This window comes from Micromonospora rifamycinica, from assembly GCF_900090265.1.
Taxonomy (GTDB): domain Bacteria; phylum Actinomycetota; class Actinomycetes; order Mycobacteriales; family Micromonosporaceae; genus Micromonospora; species Micromonospora rifamycinica.
In genome coordinates this window covers 3,917,025-3,928,852 of the sequence record NZ_LT607752.1, presented here as the reverse complement: position 1 = coordinate 3,928,852, position 11,828 = coordinate 3,917,025, and the positions used below count along the sequence as shown (strand labels likewise).

General features: G+C 72.7%; 7 protein-coding genes. 2 read left to right on the top strand and 5 right to left on the bottom strand.

The annotated features are described in order from the left end of the window. Positions 1–11: 11 nt before the first annotated feature. Positions 12–1,769, bottom strand: coding sequence for a dynamin family protein (locus GA0070623_RS16105; protein ID WP_157746978.1), 1,758 nt, complete (start codon positions 1,767–1,769; stop codon positions 12–14). A 273-nt stretch (positions 1,770–2,042) separates the two neighbouring features. Here GA0070623_RS16105 and GA0070623_RS16100 point away from each other — a divergent pair, with 273 nt between their 5' ends. Both GA0070623_RS16100 and GA0070623_RS16095 read left to right on the top strand, forming a co-directional pair. Beyond that, positions 2,043–2,993: a hypothetical protein gene (locus GA0070623_RS16100; RefSeq protein ID WP_067300328.1), complete on the top strand. Its 951-nt coding sequence runs from the start codon at positions 2,043–2,045 to the stop codon at positions 2,991–2,993. Between the two features lie 79 nt (positions 2,994–3,072). Next, positions 3,073–3,621, top strand: coding sequence for a hypothetical protein (locus GA0070623_RS16095; RefSeq protein WP_157517416.1), 549 nt, complete (start codon positions 3,073–3,075; stop codon positions 3,619–3,621). Positions 3,622–3,714: 93 nt separating this feature from the next. On the opposite strand, the gene GA0070623_RS16090 is transcribed toward GA0070623_RS16095, so the two are convergent. The 4 genes from GA0070623_RS16090 to GA0070623_RS16075 all read right to left on the bottom strand — a co-directional run bounded on the left by GA0070623_RS16090 (position 3,715) and on the right by GA0070623_RS16075 (position 11,815). Beyond that, positions 3,715–4,419 (bottom strand): Crp/Fnr family transcriptional regulator, encoded by a 705-nt coding sequence (locus GA0070623_RS16090; protein ID WP_067300324.1) that lies wholly within the window; start codon positions 4,417–4,419, stop codon positions 3,715–3,717. An 84-nt stretch (positions 4,420–4,503) separates the two neighbouring features. Further along, positions 4,504–5,802: a hypothetical protein gene (locus tag GA0070623_RS16085; RefSeq protein WP_067300323.1), complete on the bottom strand. Its 1,299-nt coding sequence runs from the start codon at positions 5,800–5,802 to the stop codon at positions 4,504–4,506. Beyond that, positions 5,802–9,173 carry an acetate and sugar kinases/Hsc70/actin family protein gene (locus GA0070623_RS16080; protein WP_067300322.1) on the bottom strand — a complete coding sequence of 1,124 codons (3,372 nt, stop codon included), beginning with the start codon at positions 9,171–9,173 and terminating at the stop codon, positions 5,802–5,804. The genes GA0070623_RS16085 and GA0070623_RS16080 overlap by 1 nt, the downstream gene beginning before the upstream one ends. Then, positions 9,170–11,815 (bottom strand): P-loop NTPase family protein, encoded by a 2,646-nt coding sequence (locus GA0070623_RS16075; RefSeq protein WP_067300320.1) that lies wholly within the window; start codon positions 11,813–11,815, stop codon positions 9,170–9,172. The genes GA0070623_RS16080 and GA0070623_RS16075 overlap by 4 nt, the downstream gene beginning before the upstream one ends. Positions 11,816–11,828 lie beyond the last annotated feature (13 nt).

Below are 11,828 nucleotides of genomic sequence, written 5' to 3'. Positions count from 1 at the left end.
CCTGGCGTGGCTCACACGTGCTCACCTGGGTTCGGTTCGATCAGGTCGTCGGTGCCGTCGAGCAGTCGGCGGGCCTGCCGGGCCCGGTGCTCGACCCGTTCGTACGCGCGCAGCACCACCCGGGCCGCCTGACCGGTCGGCCAGTCCAGGCTCGGGTCCTGCTCGCGTCGGGCCCACTCGCGTACCCGCGACCCGGCCCGGTCCACGATGGCCTGCACGCTGCTCTGCTCCGGCAGCCCGAGCCGGGCCGCGCAGGAGAGACCGTGCTCGCCGGTGATCCGGAGCAGCTGGGCCGCCTCGTCCGGGTCGAGCGCCGTCTCGCCGTTGTAGTACGCGGAGAGGGCGTCGAACTCGGCGAACATCGGCGTCTCGGCGCGCAGCCGCTCCACCCCGGCGGCGATGTCGTCCACCACGGCCGGCACCGCCTCGCCGGTACGCTGCCCGGCCAACCGGATCCGGGCGATCTCGCGGTTCACGTCGTTCAGGCCGTGGGACAGTTTCAGCAGCGTGGCCCGGTTGCCGAAGTGGCTGGTGATCAGTTCGGTGAGGGTGGTGACGCCGCTGTCCACCCGCAGCCGGTCCCGGACCAGGGCCGGGCTCAGCCGGTCCTCGTGCAGGTAGCGGCAGACCTGGACGATGCCCCAGCCGCCGAGCACCCGGAGCAGTTCCCGCCGGTGCCCGGCCGGCACCCCGCTGCCCTCGATCGTCTCGGCCCGGCCGAAGGTGCCGACGTCGCTCACCCGCCGGGCGAGCCGGCGCAGGTCCACCCGGGCCAACTCGTCCAGCCAGGTGAAGTGCTCGTCGGTCAGTGCCCGGGCGGCCATGCCGACCAGACCGGAGATCGGCAGCACGGTGTAGAAGAGCCGCCGGATGTCGTCCCGGCGCAGGTAGCCCTCGGCGAGGGTACGGCCGGCGGCCATCGGGTCGAAGGTGAGCCGGTCGGGATTGCCGGGCAGGCCCGGGGTCGGCGGCCAGAGGTCGTCACAGCGGCTGAGCACCCCGAACGACTTCAGCGGGGTGACCGGGCCGTCGACCCCGCCGAGGAACTGCTCGACGGCCGCCTTGTCGGTCTCGTGCAGGCCGCGCCGGAACAGGTAGAGCACCGCGTCGGCCCGGTGCAGCTCGGCGCTGCTGTCCTGGTGTACGTCCCGGGCCGTCCGGTCGAGCGCGTCCAGGGTGCCGGTCAGCTCGGCGGCGGAGCCCTCCAGGTCCTGATTGGACAGGCCGAGGAAGTCGAGCGTGTTGGCCGAGTCGGTGACGTGCACGCTGCCCAGTCCCGGGGTGTCGACCAGCCGGAACGCGCGCAGCAGCGGGTTGGGCAGGCCGAGTTCCACCCGGCGGATGCGGCGCAGGTGGGTCAGGTGCCTCGGGTCGTTGACGGTCAGCTCACGCAGCCGCTCCGGGGACATCTCCCGGGCCGGCGCCCCGTCGCGGTAGAAGACCCGGACCACCGGGTGGTCGTGGTGGCACAGCTCGTTGACCGTGAAGGTCAGCTCGAGCTGGCCGGTGGCCGCGACCTCCTCGCCGAGCAGCGCGTTGACCAGTGTCGACTTGCCCCGCTTGATCTGCCCGACCACGGCCAGCCGCATCGGCTGCGCCAGCCGTCGGTCGGCCTGGTCGAGGAGCCGGGCCAACGGGGCCAACTCGGCGCCGGCCCCGGCGGCGAGTCCGGCGTAGCGGACCAGCTCGGCCGAGACCGGGGAGGGGCGGCGGGGAACGCCCGGGCTGGCCGTGCCGGCGTCGGTCGTGCCGATCGGCACGCTGGGCATCGCGTCACCCACTTGTCGGTCGGGGCGGGCTCGCCGGTCGGACGGGGCCGTGGTGCGCGTTCGTCCACAGGTCGGACGACCTGCCAAGGCGGGTGGAAACATCGTCGTCGGCGAGACTAGGGCCGTTTCTCCGGCCGGTTTCCGTCATTAGACGGCATCACCGCGACCCTGCCGAATCGACAATGCGGGCGGGGTTCCGAATCGCGTCGGCGGGCAATGTGACCGAAGGTTTCGGACCCGCCAACGGTCGTACCGACGGAGGGACGAACCACGATGACCGATCAGGCCCCGGCGATTCGCCGTTTGTTGGTGGCGGTGGACATCGAGAAGTACAGCACCCGTACCGCCCCCGCGCAGTACCAGGGACAGCGGCGGCTGCTGAGCATCGCCCAGTACGCCTGCAAGCGTGCGCAGGTGCACCGGGTCATTCCGCAGGAGAGCGGCGACGGCCGGTTGATGGTGTTCCAGCCCGGTGTGAACGAGGCGGCGGTGGTGCCGGCACTGGTGCTCGGTTTTCGGCACGCGCTCTACGAGAACAACGGCGATGCGGGCGAGTTCGGGCGGATGCGGTTGCGGATGGCGATCGTCGAGGGGGCCACCGCGTACGCCGGCAACGGATTTCACGGTCCGGCGCCGATCCTGGTCGGGGACCTCATCAATGCGCCGAGGTTGAAGGCGGCGCTGGACGAACACCGGGAGAGTGACCTGGCGCTGGTGGTGCCGAACTATCTCTACGCGGATCTGATCAGCCAGAACTATCCGGGCCTGAGCCGGGAGCATTTCTCCCCGTTTCCGGTGGAGCTCCGGCATGATCAGGTCGAGCGGGCGTGGATCCACCTTCCCCGGTCGGCACCGGCACCGGATCCGCGTGCGCCGAAGGTCAGGTGGGACGGAATGGCCACCGCGATCACCGTGCAGGGCCTCTTCACCGCCGGGCAGGTCTATTACCAGGGCCATCTGACCGTCAACGCGGGCTCGGTCGACGACCCGCCCGCAGGCGGCACCCACTCGGGGCACCATCAGCACGGTCACCACAACCACCACGGCCCTGGCCTCGGCCATGCCGAGTTGCCCGACGAGCTGTTCGACGAGCACCCGGAGCACGACGGGAGCGACGTCGGCGGGACCGGCTCCGAGCACGACGTGTCGTCCCACTGGTACGACCACGACCACGACCACGACGACGATCACCACCAGCAGCACGACGACGACCAGGACCAGTGATCTGGTGCGATCCCGTCAGGTGATGCCGGGCCGGGCCGGAATCCGTGGTGCCCTGGAGGCCACTGAGGAGGAATGCCACATGGACAACCAGCCGGCGGCCCCGGGCGGGCACCCGACCGACGCACCGCTGAGCCCGAGCGAGGAACTGATGGTGGTCGGGATGATCAACTCATCGTTCCAGTTGGCCACCCAGCAGGCGGACAGCAAGGTGAGCATGTTGCTGGTGGTGCATCCCGGCGTGACCGCGGTGCTGGCCAGTCAGCTCGACCAGGTGGTCGGGCTGCTGGTCGAGCCACGGTCGCTGAGCCTGCTCGCGGCACCGGCGGTGCTCGCCTTCACGCTGGCCTTCCTCGTCTCCGGTTACCACCTCATGCAGGGACTGCGACCCCGCCTCACCCCACCGGCTCCGACCAACCGGTTCGCCTTTCCGGCGATCGCCGCCGGCACCGCCGACACCACCGGCCCGGCCGGCGCGGCGGCGCTCTGCGCCGAATCCTGGGCGCTGGCCCGGATGCTGGCCGACATCGCCATGACCAAGAACCGGCACGTGAGCAAGTCACTCAGCTGGGTGTCGGTCATGGTGACCACCGCGCTCACCCTGCTCGCCCTGGGCGTGCTGGCCGGCTGACCCACCCATCGGCCGACCCATCGGCCGCACGGCCCGCCCGCCCACCGGCTGACCCGCCCGCCGGTCGGTGCGGTCCGGTGGGCGCGCCGCCGGTCAGGCGGCGGTCGCGGCGACCGTGGACAGCGCCTGCCTGTCGCGGATCACCACCTTGCGGTAGCCGACCGTCACCGCGCCGAGGCGGCGCAGGTCGGCCAGGGCACGCTGCACGCTCGGTTCGGCGGCCGCCACCAACTCGGCCAGGTCGGTGTGGCTCAGCGGCAGGTCGATCAGGGTTCCCTCGGGCACCGGGCGGCCGTACACCTCACCGAGATGGGCGATGAGCCGGGCGATCCGGACCAGCACCAGGTCACCGCCGACGTCGACCCGGTGCCGGTTGGCCATCCGCAGCTTGGCGGTGACCGACCGGTGCACCGCGTCGGCGATGCTCGGCCGCTCCTGCAACAGGCTACGGAAAGTGGCCGCCGGCATGACCCGGCCGGCGGCACGGGCCGCCGCCACCACCGAGGCGGACCGCGGCTCACCGTCGAGAATGGCCAGTTCCCCGAGCAGGTCACCGGCGACCCGGACGGCGAGCAGCATCGGCCGTCCGTCCGGTTTGCGGCCGAGTACCTTGACGTAGCCGCGCAGCATCAGCACCACCGACGTACCCGCGTCACCCTGCCGGAACAGCAGGTCACCCGGGGTCCAGGACCGAGGCGCTCCGGCGGCCAGCAGCACCGCCTGGTCGTCGGCGGTCAGCCGGGCCAGGAAACTACCGGTGGGCCAGGTGCCGGCCCGGCCGGTGCGGTCTTGGATCACGGCGACTCCCCAGCAGCCGTCGGTCAGCGGGCGTCCCGAAGGCTACTGACCGACGACGTGGGGTTACATCATCCGTACGGGCGGTCAGCGCGAGTAGATCACCCTGCCCCGCCCGTCGAATTCGTCGATGTGGTGGGCCACCCGTAGCACCCAGCGCACCTGCTTGGCGGAATCGACACCGCCCGGGACGACCTCGATGTCCGTCTCGGTGGCGACGGCGCCGTTCCACAGTGCGGGGTAGCCGTGATCCGGCACGTGGAGCACCGCCCTTCCGGCGTACGCGTCGAACCGCTCCCGGACCAGGTCCGTGCAGCGCCGGGCGAACTCGGTCCGCCACCAACTGTCCGGCTCCGGTGGTGGGCAGGGGAAGATCGAGCGGACCGCCTCGTCCACGTTGACCAGCCAGCGCAGCCTGCCTGCCGGGTCGGTCGATGCCTGGTTGACGTACTGGCTGAGCTGCCGGAGCAGGGCTGCGCGGTAGTGCGTACGCTGCCCCGGCTCGTCCAGCCTCGGCATGGGCCGGCGGCCCGTGACGTTCAGGCTGTGCGCCAGCCCGGCCACGCTGTCGGCGAGGGTGAGCGCGTCGGTGACCAGGCAACCGAGCTGACGGTCGCCGCCGGCTATCTCGGCGACCTCGGGGCTCGGCTCCGTACAGGGTAGCGGCAGCGCCGGGCTGTCGAACCGGGGTGCGGCCGGGACCAGGCCGTCCGCCGACGGAGCCGGGTGGTTGTCGGGGTCCGTCGCCGCCCGCAACCGGCGGCGCAACCGGGCCGCCTCCTTCGGTGCGAGGGCCAGGCAGGTCAGCCACATCCACTGCCACCGGCCAGCCGGGTCGGTCGGCACGGGGACGTCCCGCCAGGGCGCCACTGCCGGATCGGCGCGGAACTCGTCGAACAACCGCCCGATCTCGTACGCCGGGCCGTCCGGGACCGCGCCGGCCACCGTCGCCTCGTCCTGACCGGCGGGTGGGCCGGCGTCGTGGACCCGGCCGGGGGCTCCACCGTCGGCGGCTTCCCCGCCACCCTCCGGATCCCCGGTGCTCCCCGGTTCCCGGGAGTCGTCGCCGTTGCCGTCGTCACCTGCCGGTGACCTGGTGACCGGTTCCGACGGCTGCGTCCGGCCGGTCACTCCGGCATCCCCGGCCAGGGCCTGCGTCGGCTGGTGGGCCAGCCAGTCGAGCACCGACTCGATCAACTGGGCGACCACGGCGTCCGGGTGCGCCGGATCGGTCGGCCGGGGCCACAACACCTGGTGCAGCTCCGCGCCGAACCGCGCCACGACCGCCCGGACCCGCTCGGCCCGTTCCCCCGGGGTGGCCAGCACCGTCGACAGGGCCGTCAGCGCCTGGTCGGCGGAGACCACCCTCGGCCGCTCGGCGCTCATCAGTGCCTCCCGTTGAAGGGATCCCAGCTGTCCTTCCACACCGGTTCACCCCGGGTCATCGAGGTGTGGAACACGGTGCCCGGGTGGCTGAGCATGTCGACGAAGCGGGTGGTGGTCAGATAACGCGGATAGCCCCGGTGCACGCGCAGGCAGCCGCTCTGGTCCAGCGAGGCGAAGTAGCGGATCGCCCGGTCGTAGGGGCCGTCCGGAACGCGCAGCTCGGTGCGGTGGACCGTACCGCCGGTGCCATCGCTGATCTCGAACCGCCAACCCCGGACGCCGGACGACCGGACCTCCGGCTCGGGCAGCGGCACCTCGCCGACCAGGCCGGCGATCGGGTCGGCATCCGGGTGCAGGGTCTGGATCCGGTGCGGAAACCAGGGTTCCGGGCCGTCCAGGCGTAACGCCACCGACCGGCCCGCCACCCGCGCCGAGGTACGACCCACCGGCGTCCCCTCCGCGTGGATCACCACCGCCCGGCCGCCCCCGGTCGCCGGCAGCAGCCGGCTGATGTCGACGCCGCTCTCGTGCATGAGGAAGTCGGGCGAGCCGCCCCGGCAGAGGAACAGGGTCGGGGTGAGGTCCTGGTCGACCTGGAGCTGGAAGTAGAGGTCGGCCGGGGGCTCGCCGGGCAGGGTGATCCCGGTCTGGCGCAGCGCGTGGGTGATCAGGTGGTAGCGGAAGTCGCCCCACTCGATCGACTCGCCGGCGCCCAGGTCACGGTGCACCCGCAGGTTGCGCGGCACCAGGTACCAGCGGCTGCGGGCGGCCAGCTTGCCCTGCCGGTCGCTGTACCGACAGGGCGTGCCGGCGGTGAGCAACCGCTGCCCCCGCGCCCCGTCGGGCTGCCGGAGGAAGAAGTGGCAGGGCAGCGAGAGGAACATGTTGTCCACATTGACCAGGACCACACTGCCGCCCTCGTTGAGCGCGCCGACCAGGGCGTCGTCCCTGGTCCCCGTGGCCCGCAGGTTCCGCTGCTCCTGTGCCCAGCAGGCACCGATGGAGGCGGCCTGCTTGGCGTTGGTCCGCTCCACCACCAACGACGAACGGTCCCATCCGCCGGCATCCGTCCGCTGGTTGAGGGCCTGCGCCAGGGCGTCGGCGACCAACCGGCCGACCAGGGGCATCTGCGCGCTGCGACCGGAGAGGAAGACCTGGTCGAGAGAGTCGTCCGGCCGCTCCCGCAGGCCGACCACCACCAGCTCGGCGGCGAGGTCCGCCGCCTTGGTCAACACCGGCCGGGCCAGCCGGGCGAAGTCCCGCCCGGACAGCCGCAGCGTGGGTGCGGTGAGCCGGGACGCGGGCAGCGCCGACCCGGCCCCACCGGTGTTCTGGAGCACCAGGTCGAGCCGGGTGTCGTGGACGGTCACCGACTCCGCGTCGGCCGCCAGCGCGCCCAACGCGATCTTCGCCGTCTCGGCCTCGTGCCACAGCCGCTCGAACGCCGGGGCCCTGCCGCCGGACTCCAGATCGGTGGGGAGCAACGCGCGCAACGCCACCGCGACCGCCTCCGGCACCGGATCGAGGGTCTGGTTGGCCAGCACGTACGGGGCCAGCGGGCGGTAGCTGCCGTCCGGTGCCCGGCTGGCGCCCGGCCAGCTGCCCTCTCGGTTCCGGCGCTGGTCGGCTGGCAGCGTCTCGACCAGCGCGTCCACCAGCAACGCCTTGAGCCAGTAGTAGACCCGCAGGGTGAGCAGGTCCCCGCCGAGCTGGGGGTGCCCGGTCGAGCCGAGCACCTGCGGGGTGAGCACGTACGACCGGCCGGCCCGCGGATCGGTCACCGCCTCCGGGGTCTGGTCCTCCAGGTCCAGGGCGAGCAGCGCGATGTCGGTGGTGCCGCCGCCGATGTCGAGCACCAGCACCACCCGGCGCCAGGTCGGGTGGTGGTGGCCGTCGATCGGCCGGCTGCGGCTGCGGAACCGCTCCAACCCCTCCTGCACGCTGCCGCGCAGCTCACGCAGGACGAAGTACATGGCGGCGGCGACGCCCTCGTCGTAGGTGAGGTCGGGCTTCGGCACCTCCAGGTCGCGTTGGAGCAGCCTGGCCAGCCGCTCCCGCTGGGTCGGCGGAGTGGTGGTCGGATAGGTCACCAGCACGTGGGCGGCGTCGGGGAGCTGATCCTGGTGCCGTCCCGCGGCGAACCGTAGCGCCCGGTCGATCAGCCAGTGGTAGACGTGCAGCAGCAGGAACTCGCTGGTCGCCGGCTCCCGGGGCGCGGGATCCCAGTCCAGCCCCAGCAGGTCGGCGGCGAGCGGCCGGGGCTGCCCAAGGGTCCGCTTCAGCCCCGGCAGCACGCTGACCAGCGTGGTGTCGTCCGACGCCGGCTGGTGCAGGGTCACCGCGCCCGGTCGCAGCACGTACGCGGTGCTGCTGACCGCGTACCTGTCGCCGAGGTCCTGCAACGGCACCTGGGCCAGGCCGGTGAGCGCCGGGGTGAACAGCGCTTCGTCCACCCGGCGGTGCAGCTCCCCGGCGAGCCAGCGACGGAGCTCGGCGTTGGTGCTGAGGCCGGGCCGTAGGCCGATCAACGTCAGGTCCCGCAGCTGTGCCCTGGCCTGCTCCGTGCCCTGGATGTCGGCGCGCAGGTGCCCGACCAGTTGCCGCACCGAGTCGACCGGGTCGTGGTCGAACGGGGGCAGCTGCCCCACCTGCTGCCCCACCTGACTGACACAGTCGGCGACCAGGCCACGCCACTCGTCCCGCGCGGCCGGATCGTCCGGGCCGGGCAGCTCCAACAGGCCGGCCAGTTCCCGGCACAGCCGACGGTCCTGATCCTCCGGCAGATGCGTGGTCCGCTGCTGCTCCTCGTCGCGCACCATGGTGATCGTCGAGCTGGAGGTGCCGAAGTCGATGGCGAACATCTTGGCCGTCTTCGCCCCGGTCGTCGTCCGCCGCAGCGGCGTCCGCGCCACCAGCCCCTCCCGCTGCCGGGCGACGCCGGGGGCGTCCCCCGCCGGCCGGTCCCCGGCCGTGGCGAACTCCAGCACCAGCGGAAACTCCCGGTCGGTCACCTGGTCACCGCCGGCGGTGACCCGCCAGGTCAACCGGACCGTCTCCAGCGACCGGCGGGAGCCGACGATCCACAGGTCCTCCGCCACCGGCACCGCAGCGGTGACCTCCTGGGCCTCGACCACCCGCACCGGTTGCCAGGCGCTGGCCGGGTAGGTACGGCGCAGGTACTGGCCCAGCGCCCCGGAGGCCGGACCGACCTCGGCCAGGACGACGTCCCACACCTCGACCGGCCCGTCGACGGCCCGGATCAGTACCCGGGGCAGGTGGTACTGCTCGTCCTGCGGATAGATCCGGTAGCCGCCCTCGGTCTGCTCGGTACGGCCCTCGGCCGCCGGCTCGAACAGCAGCTCGACGCTCATCTCTCGTCCCTCCGGTTCGACGGCCGCAGCTCGTCCGGCCAGTCCTGTAGCAGTTGGTGCCAGGTGGAACCGCTGCTGCGGCGGCTACCGCCGGGCGTCGTACCCTCGGCGCGGTCGGTGTCGAGCCGGTCGATGGTGGCGGTCCGGGGGATCTCCTGGTGCACCTCGAAGATCTCCGTCTCGATCGCGTCGGCGAGCTGCGTCAACTCGTGTGACAGGCGTTGCCGGGCGAGCTGGAGCACCCCGTCGGTGAGCTCCTGACGCATCCGCATCAGCCGGATCACGTCACCGCCCTGGTCGTTGCCGAAGGCGTCGGGAGGTGATGTGGGCCGGCCGGACGGGTCGGTGGCCGCCGCCGGTGCCCACGGCATCCGCTGCGCCGGCAACAGGGGAAACAGCTGCCGCGCCGCTGGCCACTCCAGCTCGGGCGGGTCGGCCAGCACCTCCCGCTGCCGCCCGGTCAGCTCGGTCACCCAGCGCAGGTGGGCCAGGCTGTCCAGCCAGCTCCGGCGGTTGGCGCCACCGTCCGGGTCGAGCGCGGCCAGTGCCGCCGACCGACCCGGCTCGGCCAGCGGATCCGGGCTCTGCGCCCAGATCACCTCCAGCCGTTCGGAAACCTCCCGTACCCAGCGGTCGGCGAGCCGGCCGAAGAGCCGCCCGGCGACCCGGGAGGCGTCCCGGACGAAGTCACCGAACGGCGTGTGCAGCTCCTCGGTGCCGAGTAGTAACGGGCTGCCGGACGGGCCGGGCTGCGGACGGTCGTGGTCGGTGTGCGGGCGCCGCTCGGTGTGCACCCGCCCGCCGCCGGGTGCGGCGGGTGGCCGTGGGCGGGCCGACCGCACCGGCGGGACGACCCGACCGGTGCGCGCCGCCGCGAACGTCTCGTCCCAACCGGACCAGCGGTAGACGATGGCGGCCACCTCGACCCGCAGCTCCTCCAGCGCCTCGTCCAGGTGCCGCTGCCAGGTCGGATCGCCGGTACCGGGCCGCAACCAGCCCACCCGGTTTTTGATCGTCCGTTCCGCCTCGCCGAGATCCTTGCTGAGCTGGAGCAGGTCGGCCACCACCCCGTCGGCGGTGGCCCGGGCCCCGTCGTGGTCGTGCCAGGCCAACCGGGTGGTGAGGTGGTGCAGCGCGTCGGTGTGCCGGCGCAGCGCCTCCAGCTTGAGTCGTACCCCGTGCTCCGACACGTGCTTGCTGATCATCGCCCGGAGGGCGCGTACCCCGCCGTCCTCGCCGACCGCGACCAGCGCGTCGCTCAGCGGCTCCGCCGGCTCCCGGGGGGTGACCGCGTCGGCCGCCGCCCGCCAGCCCGACATCCGGCTTCCGACCACCGGGCGGTGCGTGCTGAGCGTCGCGGCCAACGCCCCGCCGGGCCGCAACGGCATCCGGTGTACGTCGATCGCGTAGAGCAGGCTGGTCATCGCCACCCGATCCGGATGGCCTCCGGTCAGGTCCCGCCCGGTGTCCAGCACCGCCCGCAGCCCGACGTGCCCCGCCGCCAACTGTGCCACGGTGGTCGGCCGGGCCGGCGCGGCCGGTGGTGGCAGCAGGTCGAACATGTTGTTGACCACGATCGCCGCGTCAGCCAACTCGTCCCGGCCGCGTCCGTGCCCGGCGAGTAGGGCGAGGAACCTGGTCGGCACCTCGGTGTCCGGCCGTTCCGCCCGCACCACGATCAGGATGGTGTGCACCGGGCGCAGCATGCTGGCGGAGAGGAAGTCGTCCCGGGCGGCGCCCCGCGCGTTCAGCCCGGGAAAATCGAGGAACTCCACCTCCCACAGCCCGGCCAGCTCGTGCACCGGCCACTGCCCGGCCGGCACGGAGATCTGTAGGTTCACCCGGCCGACCAGGGGAAACAGCTCCCGCAGTACGCCGGAGGTCAGCTCGCTGCCGGCCGCCAGCGGCACCGTCGGCGGGCGGACCGGGAACCGGGTCGGCAGGGTCCGGAGATCGTCGATGGCCAACGCGGCGGCGTACTCGCCGAGGCTCACCGGCCGGGAGACGCCCGGGTTGACCGGATCGACCAGGGCACCGGCCCGGTCCAGGGCGTTGCGGATCCGCAGCAACTCCCAGGCCGAGTCACGGATACCGAGCACCGCCGCCTCGTGCAGCTCCGGGTTCTCCACGTCCGGCCAGATGAAGCGGCGGCACCACTGCTCGAAGACGTGCCAGCCGTCGCGTACCGGGTTGTAGTCACGCAGCGGTGCGACGTCGACCGGCAGCCGGGTCTCCGCGACCACGGAGGCGATCTTCGCGAGGATGAAGCCGGCGCTGGCCTCGATCTGGGTACCGGAGAGCAGGCTGACCGACGCGCCGGTCACCGCCACCGCCGAGCCCGGCGGACCGGCGCTCAGCCGCAGGGCGGTCACGTTGCCGGTGGTCGCGTTCGACGCCGCCGGAAGGAGTTCCGGATTGCCCAGCAGGGCACCGAGCAGCAGCGACTTGCCGGTGCTGAACTCGCCCACCACGCCGACCGTGATCGGTGCCCGAGCGGCGTTCTCCAGCTCGAAGGCGTACCCGATCAGCTCCCTCTGTGTCTCGATCAGCTCGCCCGGCACGGTCGCGGCCTGCGCGTCCGCACGGACCCGTTCCGCCCAGCGCTGATAGCGCTCGATCAGCGCCTGTGTGCTCTCTGACATCGGACCTCCCCGG

Excerpts from the sequence above, each read along its gene's own strand:
- GA0070623_RS16105 (WP_157746978.1), bottom strand. The coding sequence starts at position 1,769 with ATGCCCAGCGTGCCGATCGGCACGACCGACGCCGGCACGGCCAGCCCG.
- GA0070623_RS16100 (WP_067300328.1), top strand. The coding sequence starts at position 2,043 with ATGACCGATCAGGCCCCGGCGATTCGCCGTTTGTTGGTGGCGGTGGAC.
- GA0070623_RS16095 (WP_157517416.1), top strand. The coding sequence starts at position 3,073 with ATGGACAACCAGCCGGCGGCCCCGGGCGGGCACCCGACCGACGCACCG.
- GA0070623_RS16085 (WP_067300323.1), bottom strand. The coding sequence starts at position 5,802 with ATGAGCGCCGAGCGGCCGAGGGTGGTCTCCGCCGACCAGGCGCTGACG.
- GA0070623_RS16080 (WP_067300322.1), bottom strand. The coding sequence starts at position 9,173 with ATGAGCGTCGAGCTGCTGTTCGAGCCGGCGGCCGAGGGCCGTACCGAG.
- GA0070623_RS16075 (WP_067300320.1), bottom strand. The coding sequence starts at position 11,815 with ATGTCAGAGAGCACACAGGCGCTGATCGAGCGCTATCAGCGCTGGGCG.